At 33.1% G+C, this 17,636-nt stretch carries 12 protein-coding genes; 7 read left to right on the top strand and 5 right to left on the bottom strand.

Going from position 1 to position 17,636, the window contains the following annotated elements; genetic code table 11:
• Window position 1: 1 nt before the first annotated feature.
• The 3 genes from ABD766_RS07425 to ABD766_RS07435 all read right to left on the bottom strand — a co-directional run bounded on the left by ABD766_RS07425 (window position 2) and on the right by ABD766_RS07435 (window position 4,287).
• Window positions 2-1,348 carry a 2TM domain-containing protein gene (locus ABD766_RS07425; RefSeq protein ID WP_344816086.1) on the bottom strand — a complete coding sequence of 449 codons (1,347 nt, stop codon included), beginning with the start codon at window positions 1,346-1,348 and terminating at the stop codon, window positions 2-4.
• 24 nt (window positions 1,349-1,372) lie between these two features.
• Window positions 1,373-1,999, bottom strand: a complete 627-nt coding sequence (locus tag ABD766_RS07430) for a hypothetical protein (protein ID WP_344816087.1) — start codon at window positions 1,997-1,999, stop codon at window positions 1,373-1,375.
• A gap of 143 nt (window positions 2,000-2,142) precedes the next feature.
• On the bottom strand, window positions 2,143-4,287 hold the full coding sequence (locus ABD766_RS07435) for a TonB-dependent receptor (RefSeq protein ID WP_344816088.1): 2,145 nt from the start codon (window positions 4,285-4,287) through the stop codon (window positions 2,143-2,145).
• A 170-nt stretch (window positions 4,288-4,457) separates the two neighbouring features.
• Between ABD766_RS07435 and ABD766_RS07440 the strand changes: the two genes are divergently transcribed.
• The 3 genes from ABD766_RS07440 to ABD766_RS07450 all read left to right on the top strand — a co-directional run bounded on the left by ABD766_RS07440 (window position 4,458) and on the right by ABD766_RS07450 (window position 6,090).
• Window positions 4,458-4,850 (top strand): hypothetical protein, encoded by a 393-nt coding sequence (locus ABD766_RS07440; RefSeq protein ID WP_344816089.1) that lies wholly within the window; start codon window positions 4,458-4,460, stop codon window positions 4,848-4,850.
• 85 nt (window positions 4,851-4,935) lie between these two features.
• Window positions 4,936-5,775, top strand: a complete 840-nt coding sequence (prmA, locus tag ABD766_RS07445) for a 50S ribosomal protein L11 methyltransferase (RefSeq protein ID WP_344816090.1) — start codon at window positions 4,936-4,938, stop codon at window positions 5,773-5,775.
• A gap of 39 nt (window positions 5,776-5,814) precedes the next feature.
• Entirely contained in the window at window positions 5,815-6,090 is a 276-nt protein-coding gene (locus ABD766_RS07450; RefSeq protein WP_298302138.1) for an ATP-dependent Clp protease adaptor ClpS, read from the top strand.
• Here the strand turns inward: ABD766_RS07450 and ABD766_RS07455 are convergent.
• Both ABD766_RS07455 and ABD766_RS07460 read right to left on the bottom strand, forming a co-directional pair.
• Complete coding sequence (locus ABD766_RS07455; RefSeq protein ID WP_298302141.1) at window positions 6,087-6,500, bottom strand: DUF6691 family protein; 414 nt, start codon at window positions 6,498-6,500, stop codon at window positions 6,087-6,089. The genes ABD766_RS07450 and ABD766_RS07455 overlap by 4 nt on opposite strands.
• Window positions 6,501-6,506: 6 nt before the next feature.
• Complete coding sequence (locus ABD766_RS07460; RefSeq protein WP_344816091.1) at window positions 6,507-7,067, bottom strand: YeeE/YedE family protein; 561 nt, start codon at window positions 7,065-7,067, stop codon at window positions 6,507-6,509.
• Between the two features lie 94 nt (window positions 7,068-7,161).
• On the opposite strand from ABD766_RS07460, the gene ABD766_RS07465 reads away from it, so the two are divergent.
• The 4 genes from ABD766_RS07465 (at window position 7,162) to ABD766_RS07480 (ending at window position 17,621) form a co-directional block, all read left to right on the top strand.
• Window positions 7,162-7,620, top strand: coding sequence for a 2-dehydro-3-deoxyphosphooctonate aldolase (locus ABD766_RS07465; protein ID WP_344816092.1), 459 nt, complete (start codon window positions 7,162-7,164; stop codon window positions 7,618-7,620).
• A gap of 100 nt (window positions 7,621-7,720) precedes the next feature.
• Window positions 7,721-8,539 (top strand): 3-deoxy-8-phosphooctulonate synthase, encoded by an 819-nt coding sequence (gene kdsA, locus ABD766_RS07470; protein WP_344816093.1) that lies wholly within the window; start codon window positions 7,721-7,723, stop codon window positions 8,537-8,539.
• A 10-nt stretch (window positions 8,540-8,549) separates the two neighbouring features.
• Window positions 8,550-9,443 carry a hypothetical protein gene (locus ABD766_RS07475; protein ID WP_298302154.1) on the top strand — a complete coding sequence of 298 codons (894 nt, stop codon included), beginning with the start codon at window positions 8,550-8,552 and terminating at the stop codon, window positions 9,441-9,443.
• A 75-nt stretch (window positions 9,444-9,518) separates the two neighbouring features.
• Window positions 9,519-17,621, top strand: coding sequence for a fibronectin type III domain-containing protein (locus ABD766_RS07480; protein WP_344816094.1), 8,103 nt, complete (start codon window positions 9,519-9,521; stop codon window positions 17,619-17,621).
• Window positions 17,622-17,636 lie beyond the last annotated feature (15 nt).

Genomic DNA, 17,636 nt, shown 5'->3' on the forward strand with positions numbered 1-17,636 from the left:
ATTACTTCCATTTGTTGTTAGTATTATTTTGTTTATTCAATATTTCTTGAATCTTTTTCTCTTCCCAAGATTTTCCGTATCCAAAAGTTTCAAAAGCATGAAATAGTACTCCTAAACCCCAACCCAACATTGGAAACCAAAACCATTGAAATCCTCTGCTATTTGTGGTTAAATTGATGATGATTAATATTGGAATTACTACACAATAGGATGCAAGATTTCCATAAAATCCTTTTATTTTTTCTACTCGTTCTTTAGCTCTCAAGTAAGAAGTGTTTTCGTTAAATGTATTTGTTGTTTCCATGATACTTATTTGTTTTGTTAAAATAGGTAGATATACTGCAAACGTTTCTTTAGTCTCGTCAATTAAGACTTTTCGCTCTGAAAGAATAGCATAACGACTTACTATATTTTGAAGTCCGACACCTTTTCTATCTTGTAAAACTTCTTTCTTTTGCAGGTTATTTTCTACTACTAAAAAATTATCTTTTATATAAATTTTGATATGAAGTGGCTTGTTTTCACTAACCACATTATGTTTAATGGTGTTTTCTAATAATAATTGCAATGACAACGGAACCACTTTGGCATCAGGATTTTCAAAATCAGCTGGAAGTTCAAAAGTGATGCTGTTTTCGAAACGCATTTTTAATAACTTCATATACGTTTTTGCGAAAGCTAATTCTTCTGAAACTGTAACTAATTCTTTATCCTTTTGTTCTAAAACGTAGCGATAAATCTTTGATAATGAAGTGGTGAACTGTTGCGCATTTTCAGGATTTTCTTCAATCAATGAGCTTAAAACATTTAAACTATTGAAAAGAAAATGAGGATCAATTTGATTCTTTAAGCTTTCGAATTTAGCATTGGCAGTTCCGGCAATTATCTTTTGTTCTTTTAAACGGGTTTCTTGGTAGGCTTTGTAAAGGTAAAATGCGTGAAAAGCAAGTGTAACTACAAATGTTATTATAATGGTAACTAGATAATTACTAAACTTTTCTTTTTCAAAAAATAAAGCAAATGAACTTCCTTCAATTATTACATCTTCAAAAATTCGCAACAAAAAGATTACTCCAACTGAAATACTAAATGAACCTATAAAACCAATTAGAATTCTTTTTCTATTGAACCTTTCTTTGCTAAAAATCTCATCAAGTTTCATGAATAAAATAGCATTCGCATAGTACAACATGAAACCGTATAAAGTTGTATAACCAAAATTGATTAATAAACTTGAGTTGAATTCAATTCGAACTCCTGATAAGAATCTTATGATTAATAGAACTAAAAAGATGCTTATCGAAATAAAAATTGCTCTTGGTAATTCTTTGATTAATTTGGTTATCATCTTCTTAAGATTTTATTTTTGACATTACTTTCCGCAGTTTTTCAATGTTTCTTGTGCTCTATCTAAACCCCAAGTTGGATGAAATTCTGTTTCTGGTTTAAATTTAGCAAATAATTCGATAGATTTTGCAACTTGCTCACACATTGGTTTGGTATCTGTTCCCCAATATTGAGCTCCACCGATTTCAAAATCTGCCTTTCCGAAAACAGCTCTTGGATTTTCTGGTGCTAATTTTAATGCTCTTTCATATAGTTCAATAGTTGGCGCTGAAAGTTTCATTCCGTTTGTCATTGGATCTTGAACAATCCATGCGGTGTTTATCATAGCTTGCATAATTAATATTTCAGCATTGTTTGGCGAAATTAATTCTGCTGCATCCAAAGCTGCTTGTGCTTTGTTTATTAAAGCTGTAGCGTTTTTAGCATTTGCTGGATTGAAAGCTTCTGTTGTGTTTACTAAAGCTACATAATAATTTGGTAACCAATTTGTTTTTTCAACCGATGCAATTCTTTCAAATAAAGCTGATGCTTCTGTTGCGTTTCCTGTTCTCCAAGTTGTGAATGCTTTTCCCATTCCTTGCTCATACTGTTGAGCATTTAAAGATAAAACTGATACTAAAAATACTACTAATGTTGTGATAACTTTTGTCATGATTTCTAAATTTTAAAATTGTTATTGATTTTTTATTGATGATTAAAACTCTTGTTCTTAATTCTGATGTAAAAGTATTCTGTTTGTATGTGCTGTGAAATTTATACTTACTGAAATGTTGATTTTTTGGGATGAATTGTAAACTATAAATTATCCAATTGATTGTCCTTTTTATTATCACTTATCGTCCAAAAGAATCCAACGAAGAAAAATCTATCTGCAGTTGGAATTATTTCATTTCTTTGAAAAACGCCATTTGAATCAGGTGAGTTAGCATAATCGTAACCAAAGACATTTTGAGTTCCTAAAACATTGCTAATTGAAATAAATAATATCTTTTGCTGACTTAACAAATAAGCCCAACTCATACTCACATTATTATAACTTTTAGTTTTTCCGTTCATGAAACTCATTTCATTTGGATTGTCATAAGGTCGTCCCGAATTAAAACTATAAGACAAACCAACACTTGACTTCCAATCGTTTATCCAATACTTAGTTACAATCGAAAAATTGTTTTTAGCTACAAAACTTGGAGTAACTTCGGCTTCATAATTTCTATAATCTCTTTTCGTATCGATGTAGGAGTACGAAACCCAATATTCTAAATTTTTAATTGATTTGTTGTCTCTCCAAAAAACATCTAATCCTTTTGCAAATCCAAATCCGTTATTGTTGTAATTAGAATTGTATTGTGCTATTTGAGTGTCATATTTTACCAAATTATTGTAATCTTTAAAGTAAATTTCACTTCTAAAAGTGCGCTTATCTTTATTGTATTGATAATTCAAAATGTAATGAGAAGCTCTTTCGTTTTTAAAATCAGAAGTGAATTTCAAATAATCTTGTCTTGGAGCTTGTTCGAATTCGCCATAAGCAACAGAAAACTGACTTGATTTACTAACTTTATAAGCCAATGATGTTCGAGGAGAAATGGAAGTTTCATTCAATAAATCATTATTTACAGCTCTCACACCAACTTTCATTGCCAGTTTTTTAGAAAAGAAAATATCAGCTTCAGTATATCCAGCGAAAATATTAGAATCGTAGCCAGTTTTATTTGTTATAAATGAATACGCTTCATCAAATTTTGTTATAAAATAATCCGCACCAAAAGACAATTTGATTCTATCTGAAATTGGTTTTTTGATTTTTAATTTCAAATGTGATGCGTGTTCGGTATTTTCTATTCTTTGGTTATCCAAACCTATTTTATTGTTTCCTAAACCATAACTCAAACCAGTTGTAAGTTGCCAATTTGAACCAAAATTTCCTTTGTAAGATGCGTTTACATAAAGGTTATTGTTTTTCAAATCAACTCTAGTTTTAGCAACAGAATTGATACTTTCTTGATTCAAATCAAATCTTGATGCGTCAAAAGCAGTGTAAAGTTTGAACAAACCTCGTTCCAATTCATAACGATAAACTATTTCTCCAGAAAGCGATTGAAACGCTTTATTCCAATCAACATTCTGAGGAATCGCCACTTGATATGGAGCTAAATCAATGTAAGCAGTATTAAATGTAAGCGAACTTTTTTTCCATTTTTGAGTGTTTGCAACTCCTAAACCTACAGTCATAAATGAAATATCGGTTTTGTTTTCTGTTGCCATATCAGTTGTGTTCAATAATAAAACACTTGATAAAGCTTCACCATATTCGGCAGAATAACCACCAGTTGAAAACGAAATTCCACTAAAAAGAAAAGGTGAAAATCGTCCTCGAGTTGGTAAATTTTGAGTTGTCGAACCAAAAGGTTGTGCCACACGAATTCCGTCAACATAAGTTTGCGTTTCATCAGCTTCTCCACCACGAACAAACAATCGTCCACTTTCACCAACAGTTTGCGTTCCTGGTAAAGTTTGCAAAGCCGAAACAATATCGCCATTAGAACCAGCCGTTGTTACAATATCTAATGGTTTCAAAACCGTATTTTTAGCTTTATCTCCAGCTTCAAAAGTTCCAGCATTGATAACAACTTCATCTAAAGTATTGATACTTTCTTTTAGTTTGAAAGTTTTATTTTGGTAGGTTTCAATTTCAATTGTAGTTTTTAAAGTTTCATAAGTAAGAAATGAAATTACAAGAATCTTATTTCCTTTTTCAGATGTACTAAAAGTGAATTCACCAATTTCATTTGAAGTTGCGCCATCGTATGTTCCATCAATGTATATATTAGCTCCAGCTATAGGATTGCTTTTTTCATCTACAACTTTACCAGAAATTTTGGTTTGAGAAATCCCAAATGATGAAATAAATAAAATTAAAAATGTAATAATTGTTTTCATGATTGTTTGTAATTTGATGAAGCAAAGTTGCAGCAACTATATGAACACAAAAACTAAAAGTAACTGAAATGTTGAAAATTAGTGATGAATTGTAGATTTAATTTTATAAAATTTAACTCGGTTGTATAAAAAAAATTATTATTATTGCATAACATTTAAATTATACAATAATGAAATTAATAAAATCTTTATTCGCAATTGCATTTTTCTTTGCAATTAATACTGTTTCAGCTCAATCAATAGCTTCAAAATGGCCACAACTTAATGATTTTCAAGAATTATTAGTTAAAACATTTGAACCAGCAGGAGAAGGAAATTTTGGACCAATAAAAAATTCTTGTGAATATTTAGTTGAAAAAGCTCAAGCATTAGATGTTAACACTATGCCACAAGATTTAAGAAATCCTAAAGCTGATGAAGCAATTGTAGTTTTAAAAAGACAAATTAAGTTAGTTGCAGAACTTGTTAGAACAAAAGCATCTGATGTTGAGATTATGAAGTCTTTCCAAAAATTAAATGAGACATATGACCGATTACTTAGTTTATATGAACCAAAAAAATAAATAATTAACCTAGCCAAGTGCTAGGTTTTTTTTTGAAAAACAATTTCTATCCAAAATTCATTACTACCTTTGCAAAAAAAATATCATGTCAAATATCTACTTAGGATATCATTTTACTCTTGAACCAAAAGAACTAGGATCAGAAATATTAATTGCCGAATTGGGTGAAAAACCTTTTGAAAGTTTTATTGAAACTGAAACAGGCTTTAGTGCATTTATTCAAAAAGACCTTTGGACAGAAGATGTTCTTGAAGATATTTACATTTTGGGTTCTGATGAATTTAAAATTTCTTTCGTTATAGAGGAAATAGATCAAGTGAATTGGAATGAAGAATGGGAAAAGAATTTTGAGCCAATAGATGTTGATGGAAAATGTCATGTTAGAGCTCCATTTCATAATAAAACAGAAGCTGAATTTGATATAATTATTGAACCTAAAATGAGTTTCGGAACAGGACATCATGAAACTACTCACATGATGATTCAACATTTATTGGAAACAGATGTTACTGGTTTAAAAACACTTGACATGGGTTGTGGAACTGCTATTTTAGCTATTTTAGCAGAAATGAAAGGTGCTAAACCAATTGATGCTATTGACATTGACAATTGGTGTTATTTGAATTCAATAGAAAATGCTGAACGCAATAATTGCACAGAAATAAGTGTCTATGAAGGTGATGCAGAACTATTAAAAGGTAAAAGTTATGATTTAATAATTGCTAACATCAATAGAAATATCTTATTAAACGATATGCAGACTTATGTTGATTGTTTAAATAAAAATGGAATACTGCTTTTAAGCGGATTTTACAATGAAGACATTCCTTTCATAGATGCATCTTGTAAAGAAAAAGGATTAACGTATGTTAAAAAATTTGAAAGAAACAATTGGGTATCATTAAAATATCTAAAAAATAATTAATTTTACTTTTTGCTAAATCTTCAAATAGAATAGATAGTTATGAGTACGATAGAAAAAACACAAGAAGAAGTATCCGTACAGGAATTGGTTGGAGTTAACAATGAAATAGTACTTTACAATGATGATGTAAATACTTTTGATCATGTAATTGATACTCTAATTAGAGTATGTGAACACACATCAGAACAAGCTGAACAATGTGCTATATTGGTTCATTACAAAGGACAATGTACTGTAAAAACTGGAGCTTTCAATGAATTGAAACCTCAATGCACTCAATTGCTTGAAGCTGGTTTAAGTGCCGAAATAATTTAATGGGGTAATTTGTCTTTTATCAATCCGTAAAAGAAAGTACCTAATAAAGCACCTATTAATACAATTCCAACTGAGATAAAACCTGCGCCAATTAATATAAATATTGGCCCAGGACATGCTCCAACCATAGCCCATCCCAACCCAAAAATCAATCCTCCAATCCAATAACGAAAAGTTCCTTTTTCTTTATCAAGAATTTCAATTGGAAGTCCTTTAATATCATTTAGTTTTTTTCGCTTTATTATTTGTATACCAACAACTCCAGTGGCAATAGCTGTCATAATGATTCCATACATATGAAAAGAATCAAATTGAAACATCTCATAAATTCTATACCATGAAACGGCTTCTGCTTTAGTTAACACAACACCAAAGATAAAACCTACTAGTAAGTATTTTATTAAATTCATAATTGACTATTTAAAAATTAAAGGAAAAATAAAATTGACCATTATCAATCCTCCAACAAAAAAGCCAATGACTGCCTTTAGAGAAGGTAATTGAAAATTACTCAATCCTGAAATGGCATGACCAGAAGTACATCCGCCAGCATATCTTGAACCAAAACCTATAAGTAAACCTCCAATCAAAAGAAATAATATCATTTTTGGAGATTCAAATACATTTTTTCCAAACAATGAATCTGGCAATAACTTTGAATTTGGAGCTTCAATCCCTATGTTTTGTAATTTTTGAATAGTTATTTCATTAATGGCAACATTAGAATCGGAGCTTAAAAAATGTGTTGCTACATATCCTCCTAACATGGTCCCTGCAACAACAACTAAATTCCATCGTTGTGATTTCCAATCCCAATCAAAAAATGGGACCTTTTTACCAATTCCTGTCATTGAACATATGCTTCTCAAATTAGATGACATGCCAAAAACTTTTCCAAAATAGATAAGTGAGAGCATAACCAATCCTATGAGAAAACCAGAAATTGACCAATGCCAAGTATTTGTAATAAATTCCATCGCTTTTTTTTACAAAAATAACTATATGGTTTGATTTTTGATTATTATTTGTGAAATTTGAATAAAAATATCATACTTCTAATTTGTCGATAAAATGAAAAGCAAAATTGTATTTCTCCTATTTACCTCAATCATAATGCTGTCTTCCTGCGGAAGTATTAAATCTACTATACAAAATATTGATAATTCTGCTATCAAACCTCCTATTAAAAACAAGCAATTTTTGTTAATAGAATATGATAAAGACGGAAAATATGGATATGATATGGATTATCCTATAAATCTTGGCTTTGAAAATGAAAAATATTCTCCTAAAAATGTTGAGTACTTTTTTAATGCTATAAGTGGTCCAAATGGGGAAAAAATCAGTTATGAAAAAATAGATACTTGTTGTCCATTTCCAACTAAAAAAAGTGCAGTTGGAGCAGGTACATTAGACATATATCAAATTTCATTTGAAGGAACCGAAAAAAAAATAATCCTTTATCTTAATATATATGAGAAAGGAAAAGTGCTCTGTCCAAAAGGATTTAGTATAAAAAATCAATCCTAAACACTTTATCTTTTCTGAACATATAAGCTAATAGAAAACCTTCTAATTAACAAGTTAGAAGGTTTTTTCTTATTATATTTGCACTTCAAAATTATACAATATGAACATTAACAATATTCCACAAATCAAGCATATTGAAAGTGGTAATTTCTTTTTATTAGCTGGTCCTTGTGCTATTGAAGGAGAAGAAATGGCTATGAAAATTGCTGAAAAACTAATTACAATAACAGATAATTTAGAAATTCCTTATGTCTTTAAAGGTTCATTCAAAAAAGCCAATCGTTCAAGAATTGATAGCTTTTCTGGTATTGGAGATGAAAAAGCATTAAAAATTCTTCGTAAAGTTTCTGAGACTTTTCATGTTCCAACAGTAACAGACATTCATACTAATGAAGACGCTGCTATGGCTGCAGAATATGTAGATGTTTTACAAATTCCAGCTTTCTTAGTAAGACAAACCGACTTGGTTGTAGCTGCAGCAAAAACTGGAAAAACGGTCAACTTAAAAAAAGGACAATTCATGAGTCCAGAAAGCATGAAACATGCCGTACAAAAAGTATTGGATTGTCATAACGAAAATGTTATAGTAACTGATAGAGGTACTATGTTTGGGTACCAAGATATGATTGTTGATTATAGAGGTATTCCAACCATGCAACAATATGCAACTACCGTTTTAGATGTAACACATTCACTTCAACAACCCAATCAAACTGCAGGAGTAACTGGAGGAAGACCCGATATGATTGAAACAGTTGCTAAAGCTGGAATAGCAGTTGGAGTAGATGGAATTTTTATCGAAACTCATTTTGATCCAGCAAATGCAAAAAGTGATGGAGCCAATATGCTTCACTTAGATTATTTTGAGAATCTAATGACCAAACTAGTAGCGATTCGTAAAACAATAAATCAATTTTAATCTAAAATAAATGTTTTTTAACATAAAAGGTAAAATAGTTATTGTATTGGCTATTTTTTCACAATTTTTAATAGCACAAGAAAAATCAAAATCTGAAAAGTACACAAGTCATAACAAAGGTAAATTTTACTTTTTTTGGGGAGGAAACAGAGAAAGTTACACCAAATCTGACATTCATTTTACTGGGCAAAATTATGATTTCATAGTTCATGATGCTGTAGCAGATGATAAACCTAAAGGTTGGCACATCGATTATATAAAACCAGGATCTATTACCATTCCACAAACAAATTTTAGAATGGGTTACTTCATAAATGACCATTATAATATTTCAGTTGGATTAGATCACATGAAATATGTAATGAGACAACGCCAAATAGCAAATGTTTCAGGAAATATAAATTTACCTTCAACTGAAAGTGGTTCAATATACAATGGAACATACAATAATTCTCCTGTTAATTTTTTTGACAATTACACCGGATTAGATACTTCACCAACTCCACCATTCCTAACATTTGAGCATACCGACGGACTAAACTATATCAATTCGGAATTTTGTAGAGTTGATGATATTTCAAAGGTTTTTAAAATTTCAAATACCGATAAATTTCAATTAAACTTAACTGAAGGTTTAGGATTAGGACTATTATATCCAAAAACAAATTCTAGAGTACTAGGAAAACAACGTTATGATGATTTTCATGTTTCTGGTTATGGAATTTCTGCAAAAGTTGGATTGAATTTTACTTTTTTTAAATACTTTTTCGTTCAAACGGAGATAAAAGCAGGATATATTGACATGAATGATATTAAAACAACTAATGAAAATACTGATAAAGCAAGCCAACACTTTCTTTTTTTACAAAGAATTATAGCATTTGGAGGAATTTTCAAAATTTAAATTAAATATTTTATATTTTTTTTATATTTTTGGTAATTATCTATTAAACAACAAACCAATCAATTTATATTTTTTATGAAAAAAATTATTTTACTAATTCTAACATTATTTTTCTCAATTGTTGGATATTCCCAATTTCCAACTCCAGGTGTTGAAGGTTTTGAAGGAACAACTGGACCAGATGTTCCTCTTCCAACAGCTTCTTCACCATGGACATTAGGAACAGGAGCAACAGGAAATCAATGGGCAGTTTTTGACAATGGTGTCGGTCTTACAAGAAGATGGAACATAAACACCGTTGCAACAAATGTATACCAAGGTGTAAATGCCGCTTATATGGATCGCGAAAATATAGGCCAAGGAAATACTTCTGAAGATTATTTAGCTACACCTTTAGTAACTGTTCCTGCAAATGGACAATTACGTTTTTGGACTAGATCAACAATTGCTACAGTATCAAATACAGAATATCTCATTAAAGTTAATACAAACGTTTCTCCTGGTTCACAAACTACAGTTGCAAATTATACAGCAACTCCAGCTCAATGGACTGAAACAACTTTAAATGCTACATATAATATTTATGAAGAAAAGGTAGTTGATCTTTCGGCTTATGCAAATCAACAAGTTTACATCGCATTTGTAATGCGCTTTACTCAACCAACAACCGGTTTAGGTGGAGATAGATGGTTGATTGATAGAGTGAGTTTAGTTCAAAGATGTTTAGAACCTACTAATTTATCTGCAACTGGGATAACTCAAACTACAGCAAATTTAAACTGGTCTAATCCTAGTGGATCAACTTCATGGGAAATTGAAGTTATACCTGCTGTTGGAGGTACTCAAACAGGTGTTGGTGTTGTTTATAATGGTGCTCTACCATACGTAGCCTCAGGATTATCACCTAATACATGTTATGTATACTATGTTAGATCTTTATGTACTGATGGTTCTAGTTCCTGGGTAGGACCCTTTAACTTCTGTACTGTCCCACCAGGCTTAACATGTACGGCACCAATTGCTATAACGACCTTACCTTACAGTACAAATGACAATACTGCAAATTATGGTGATTCTACTGACACTGCTCAACCAACAGCATGTGCAGGAACTGCCACAAATTACATGACTGGTAATGATGTGTTTTATTCTTATACTCCAGCAACTTCTGGTACAATAAGTATAACAATGACTCCAAATGACAATTGGTCTGGTATTTTTGTTTATCAAGGATGCGCAAATGTTGGTGTAACTTGTGTAGCTGGTGTAGCAAATAATGGTGGAGGTGTCAGATCTATACCAAGTTTGAGTGTTACAGCAGGCTTACCATACATTATAGTAATTTCAACTAATGCTACTCCTCAAACAGTTGGATATAGTTTAGTTATTCAAGAGGTGAATTGTCCACAACCTACAAATTTAAATGCTTCAAATATTGGACAAACTTCTGCTACTCTTACTTGGGATAATCCAGGTGGAGCAACTTCTTGGGAAGTTGTAGTTCAAACGCCAAACTCAGGTATTCCAACAGGAACTGGTAACACTACAAACACAAATACAAGTTATTCAGCTCCTGGACTAACTCAAGCAACTGCTTATGAATATTATGTTAGAGCTGATTGTGGTAATGGTACATTTAGTGCATGGTCTGGACCATTCTTATTTAACACTAACATTTGTGATGTTTCACAACAATGTAATTATACTTTTAGATTAACAGATTCATTTGGTGACGGATGGAATGGAAATACTATGAGTGTTAGACAAAATGGTATTGAAGTAGCGCTTTTAGGACCAACTTTCACTGCTGGTGGAGGACCAATAAACATTACCGTTCCGATGTGTGATGGATTACCATTTGAATTGTTTTGGAATGCTGGTGGTGCATTTGCTGGAGAAGTAGGTGTTACTATTATCAATTCATTTAATCAAACTATTTATACAAAAGCACCAGGAACAGGAGCTCAAAATAGCTCATTATATACTGGAACTGTAAACTGTTTAACTCCAGCATGTTTGCCTCCAACAAATTTAGTAGCCACTAATTTATCACAAACTGGTGCTACATTGGGTTGGACTACAACAGGACCTGAAACTTCATGGGAAATAATTGTACTTCCTGCAGGTTCACCTGCTCCACTACCAAACAATCCTTTATGGACTGCAGCTCCAACTAATCCATTTACTGTTGGCGGACTTACTTCTGGTACTGCTTATGAATTTTATGTAAGACCTGTTTGCTCTCCTTCAAATATTGGTGATCCAGCTGGACCTAGAACATTTAACACTACAATATGTGATCCAGTAAATCAATGTAATTACACATTCACAATGACAGATTCTTTTGGAGATGGATGGAATGGTAATACTATGAATGTAATACAAAATGGAATCGTAATTGCTACAATTGGATCTACATTTACTGCTGGTAATGGACCAATTACAGTTCAAGTACCATTATGTAACGCATTACCAGTTGAATTATTCTGGAATGCTGGTGGTGCATTTGCAAATGAAGTAGGTGTATCTATTACCAACTCTTTTTCACAAGTAATTTTCACTAAAGCTCCTGGAACTGGTGCGCAGAATACCTCTTTATACACAGGTACTGTAAACTGTTTAGTACCATCATGTTTACCTCCAACTAATTTAGTTGCAACAAATTTATCTCAAACATCAGCAACATTAGGATGGACAACAACAGGTCCTGAAACCTCTTGGGAAGTAATTGTGCTTCCTGTAGGTTCTCCTGCTCCACTTCCGAATAACCCTTTATGGACAGCAGCGCCAACAAATCCATTTACAGTTAATGGATTGACATCAGGTACAGCTTATAATTTTTATGTGAGACCTATTTGCTCTCCAACAAATACTGGTGATCCAAGTTTAGCTGGAACATTTAACACTACAATTTGTCCTCCTACTGATCAGTGTTTGTATACTTTCACAATGACAGATACCTTTGGAGATGGATGGAATGGTAATACAATGAGCGTTATTCAAAATGGTATTGTTGTTGGAACTTTTGGCGCAACATTTACAAACGGAAATGGACCTGTTTCGGTTCAAATTCCTCTTTGCCATGGAATTGCTTTCCAATTACAATGGAATGCAGGAGGTGCTTTTGCAAATGAAGTTGGAGTTTCTATCCAAGAAGCTTTAGCTCCACAGGCTACAATATATACCAAAGCTCCAGGAACTGGTGCACAAGGAACTATTTTATATAATGGTACTGGTGAGTGTTTCTTACCAACTTGTCCGAAACCAATTAGTTTAACAGCAACAAATGTTACACAAACTTCAGCGGTATTAAGTTGGACTGAACAAGGAACAGCAACTTCATGGGAAATATTTATTGTTCCAGCAGGATCTGCTGCTCCAACTCCTACATCATTAGGAATTGTAACAACTAACCCTTATACATTAACCAATTTACCTCCTGGAACAGCTTATACATTCTATGTAAGAGCGATATGTTCACCAACAGATTCAAGCCTTTGGTCACAACCATTAACATTTGGTACATTACCTGTTAATGATGAATGTACTAATGCAACATTTGCTATTGTAAACCAAAATCTTAATTGCGTTCAGACAACTCCAGGTACATTAATCGGAGCAACTCAATCTTTGCCTGCAGTTAACTGTCCTCCTGGTGTTGCAAATGATGATGTATGGTATACTTTTACAGCTACCGCAGCAACACATATCATTTCATTTAACAATGTTGTACCAGCTGGTACTGACTTAGATTATGCTATTTTCACTGGAAATAGTTGTGGTGCATTAACTCAATTAAATTGTAATGCTGCAGATGGACTTACTGCTGGTGTTACATATTATTTAAGAGTTTACTCTGCTTCAGCAAATCAACAACTAGTTAATTTTAATCTATGTATCGGTACACTTCCTTGTACGGAAGCACCTGCTTTCTGTACAGGTCAAACAGTAACTTATGCAAACTCAACAAATGTTCCAAGTTTAGGTCAAATTGGATGTTTATTCACTTCACCTAACCCAGCTTTCTTCTTTTTACAAGTAAATCAAGCTGGACCATTAACTTATTTAATATCTCAAGTTGATAACAATGGTGTAGGAAGAGACGTTGATTATGTTGCTTGGGGACCTTTTACTGATTTACAAACTGCTTGTACAGGTGTTCCACAAAATCCACTTCCTGGAATTCTTCCTGCACCAACTCCTGCTGCTGGTTGTCCAGGAACTTTACATGCTTGTAGTTATTCTGCTGCACCAACAGAAATCATGTGTATTCCAAATGCACAATTATGTGAAGTTTATGTAATCATGATTACTAATTTTTCTAATCAAGCTGGAACTGTAACATTTACCCAAACAAATTCAGGTGGAGGTACAACAGCGTGTTTCCCAATTAATACTTTTAACTATCCGCAAACAACTTATTGTCAAGACGGTGTTGATCCGACACCAGTATTAGCTCCAGGAGCTTCTGCTGGAACTTATACATCAACTCCTGGTTTAGTAATTGATAGTGTAACTGGAACTGTAGATTTATCTGCAAGTACACCTGGTGCATACATTGTTACAAGTTCAACAGCTACAACTATTGGTGGTACTTGTAATACAATTCCTTTCATTACAACTACAAGAACAATAATTATTACTGCTCCTGCGAGTGCAACTATCTCATATTCAAATGCATCTTATTGTAATAATATTACAGCATTACAAACAGTAACAAGAACAGGAACTGTAGGTGGTACTTATAGTGCAACGCCTTCTGGACTATCAATTGATCCTATTACAGGAAATTTTGTACCAAGTGCAAGTGTACCAAATACTTATGTAATTACTTATTCAGTTCCAGCTTCTGGTGGATGTGCTGCATTTTCAACAACTACTCAAGTTGTGATAATTCCAGCTACTGTTCCTACTTTTACACAAGTTGCACCTATATGTCCTGGTGATGTATTAGCTGATTTACCAACAACCTCTAACAATGGAGTTACAGGAACTTGGTCACCAGCAATGAATAATACAGCTACTACAACATACACATTTACTCCTACTGCTGGATTATGTGCAACTACAGCTACGATGACAATTGGAGTAGGTTCAACAACTCCAACATTCACACAAGTACAGCCAATTTGCCCTGGAGCACCATTAGCCGATTTACCAACAACATCTAATAATGGCGTTGTAGGAACTTGGGCGCCGGCAATGAATAATACTGCAACGACAACCTATACATTTACTCCTAATGCTGGAATTTGTGCAGGTTCAGTTACAATGACTATTGTAGTTAATACTCCTACAATTGTACCTACGTTTACTTCTGTTGCTCCAATTTGTATTGGTGATACATTATCTGCACTACCAACCACTTCTAATAATGGAATTACAGGAACTTGGTCGCCAGCATTAGATAATACAGCTACTACAACATATACATTTACACCAAATACTGGACAATGTGCCTTAGCTACAACTTTAACAATAATTGTAAATCCAAATTTAGTTGTTACAGTAAACAATCCAACTGTATGTGCTGGTTCAAGTGCAACTGTGACTGCAACTCCAGCAATTCCTGGAAATTATTCATACACATGGACAGTTCCATCAACATTCCCAAATCCTGGTAACGTTGCATCATTTAATACAACAGTACCAGGAACTTATACTGTTGTTATTAATCAAGTAACTAATTTCTGTAATACAGATTTTGAAAGTCCAACAGCAACTGGAGCTTTCCCTAACCTATTTGATGAGAATTTAGTTCCTTGTTGGGATACTACTTCTGCAGATGGAATAATAGAAATTTGGCCTCCAGGATTTGAAGGTGTTAACGCATATTCTGGAAATCAGTTGATTGAATTAAATGGAAATACACCGGGAACATTATTCCAAGATTTTAGTGTTTTACCAGGAACTGCTTTAACAATTTCTTTTGCTCATAGAGGAAGACAAGGTAATGATGTTGTTGGTGTTGAAATAGGACCTCTTGGAGGACCATATGTTAGTCTTGGTAACTTTACAGATAATAACACCGCTTGGGTATTACATACTGTAAATTATGTAGTTCCTACTTCAGGAGGAAGTAATTATACTTTACGTTTTGTTTCTGTTTCAAGCGCAGGAGGAAGTCCAAGTATTGGTAACTTATTAGATTCAATTTCAATATCTAGTTTAAGTTGTCCATCACAACCAACTTCAGGAGTAGTTACAATTACAACTCCGGATACACCTACGTTTACTACTATTCCAAATATTTGTTTAAATGGAACGGCTCCTACTTTACCAACAACTTCAAATAATGGAATTGCTGGAACTTGGTCTCCTACTACTGTAGACACATCAACAGTTGGAACAACTACTTATACTTTCACGCCTAATGCAGGAATTTGTGCGACAACCGCAACATTAAATGTTACTATTGATGCACCAATTACTCCAACATTTACACAGATAGCAAATATTTGTTTAAATGGAACTGCTCCTACTTTACCAACAACTTCAAATAATGGTTTTGCTGGAACTTGGTCTCCAAGTACAGTAGATACATCAGCAGTTGGAAGTACTACATATACATTTACGCCAAATGCTGGAATTTGTGCTACTACAGCAACTTTATCTGTTACTATTGATGCACCAATTACTCCAACATTTACTCAGATAGCAAATATTTGTTTAAATGGAACTGCACCTACTTTACCAACAACTTCAAATAATGGAATTGCTGGAACTTGGTCTCCAAGTACAGTAGATACATCAGCAGTTGGAACTGCTGCATATACATTTACGCCAAATGCAGGAATTTGTGCTACTACAGCAACTTTATCTGTTACTATTGATGCACCAATTACTCCAACATTTACTCAGATAGCAAATATTTGTTTGAATGGAACTGCTCCTACTTTGCCAACAACTTCAAATAATGGAATTGCTGGAACTTGGAGTCCTGCAACTATCAATACAACTGTGGTTGGAACTACAACGTACACATTTACACCAAATGCAGGAATTTGTGCAACTACAGCAACTTTATCTGTTACTATTGATGCACCGACCGTTCCAACATTTACACAGATCGCAAGTATTTGTTTAAATGGAACTGCTCCATCACTTCCTTCAACATCAAATAATGGTGGAATAGCTGGAACTTGGAGTCCTGCTACAATTAATACTTCAGTAGTTGGAAATACAACTTATACATTTACACCAAATGCTGGACTTTGTGCAACTACTGCTACGATGGTTATTACGATTAATCCTCAAACTGTACCTACATTTAGTCAAGTTGGTCCATTTTGTCAAGGTTCAATTGCACCTTCATTTAATAACACATCTATAAATGGAATTGCAGGTACATGGAGCCCAAGTACTATTGATACATCAACTGCAGGAAACACTACTTATACATTTACACCAAATACTGGACTTTGTGCAACAACTGCTACAATGACTATAGTAATAAATGCTACACCAGTTGTAAATCCAATTAGCAATGTTACAGCATGTGATAATTATATATTACCAGCACTAAGCGTTGGGAATTATTTCACAGGTCCAAATGGAACTGGAACTCAATTAAATACTGGAGCTATAATTACTGCAAATACAACTTTATATGTGTATGCTACAAACGGAAGTTGTACAGATCAAGAATCATTTACAATAACTATTTCACCTTCTCCATCATTCACATTGACAGGAGGTTGTGTTGGAACAAATTATGTTCTTGAAGTAATGTCAAATAATTTTGATACTTCTTTAGCTACTTATTCATGGACTGGTCCAACAGGAGTTGTTGGAGGTAATAGTCCAACTTTACAAGTTCCTGCAAATGCTGCTGGAAGTTATACTTGTTTCGTAACAATTCCTAATGGTACAGCAACATGTTCTGACTCTGAAGTATTTATTGCTAATGATGTAACTTGTTCTATTCCTAGAGGTATTTCTCCTAATGGTGATACATTAAATGATACTTTCGATTTAACAGGATTAAATGTAAAAGTATTAAGTATCTACAATAGATATGGAACTAAAGTATATTCAAAATCCAACTATGTTAATGAATGGGGTGGACAATCAGACGCTGGACACGAATTACCAGATGGTACTTACTATTATGTAATTGAACGTAATGGTGTTGAAGCAAAATCTGGATGGGTTTACATAAACAGAGAAATCAAATAATTTAAACCTTAATAA

Origin of the sequence: Flavobacterium cheonanense (genome assembly GCF_039539185.1) — a bacterium.
GTDB classification, from domain to species: Bacteria; Bacteroidota; Bacteroidia; order Flavobacteriales; family Flavobacteriaceae; genus Flavobacterium; species Flavobacterium cheonanense.

What these genes read in the sequence shown, in the direction of transcription:
- kdsA (WP_344816093.1), top strand. Translation starts at nt 7,721, where the DNA reads ATGAACATTAACAATATTCCACAAATCAAGCATATTGAAAGTGGTAAT.
- prmA (WP_344816090.1), top strand. Translation starts at nt 4,936, where the DNA reads ATGTCAAATATCTACTTAGGATATCATTTTACTCTTGAACCAAAAGAA.
- ABD766_RS07475 (WP_298302154.1), top strand. Translation starts at nt 8,550, where the DNA reads ATGTTTTTTAACATAAAAGGTAAAATAGTTATTGTATTGGCTATTTTT.
- ABD766_RS07440 (WP_344816089.1), top strand. Translation starts at nt 4,458, where the DNA reads ATGAAATTAATAAAATCTTTATTCGCAATTGCATTTTTCTTTGCAATT.
- ABD766_RS07465 (WP_344816092.1), top strand. Translation starts at nt 7,162, where the DNA reads ATGAAAAGCAAAATTGTATTTCTCCTATTTACCTCAATCATAATGCTG.
- ABD766_RS07480 (WP_344816094.1), top strand. Translation starts at nt 9,519, where the DNA reads ATGAAAAAAATTATTTTACTAATTCTAACATTATTTTTCTCAATTGTT.
- ABD766_RS07455 (WP_298302141.1), bottom strand. Translation starts at nt 6,500, where the DNA reads ATGAATTTAATAAAATACTTACTAGTAGGTTTTATCTTTGGTGTTGTG.
- ABD766_RS07430 (WP_344816087.1), bottom strand. Translation starts at nt 1,999, where the DNA reads ATGACAAAAGTTATCACAACATTAGTAGTATTTTTAGTATCAGTTTTA.
- ABD766_RS07435 (WP_344816088.1), bottom strand. Translation starts at nt 4,287, where the DNA reads ATGAAAACAATTATTACATTTTTAATTTTATTTATTTCATCATTTGGG.
- ABD766_RS07460 (WP_344816091.1), bottom strand. Translation starts at nt 7,067, where the DNA reads ATGGAATTTATTACAAATACTTGGCATTGGTCAATTTCTGGTTTTCTC.
- ABD766_RS07425 (WP_344816086.1), bottom strand. Translation starts at nt 1,348, where the DNA reads ATGATAACCAAATTAATCAAAGAATTACCAAGAGCAATTTTTATTTCG.
- ABD766_RS07450 (WP_298302138.1), top strand. Translation starts at nt 5,815, where the DNA reads ATGAGTACGATAGAAAAAACACAAGAAGAAGTATCCGTACAGGAATTG.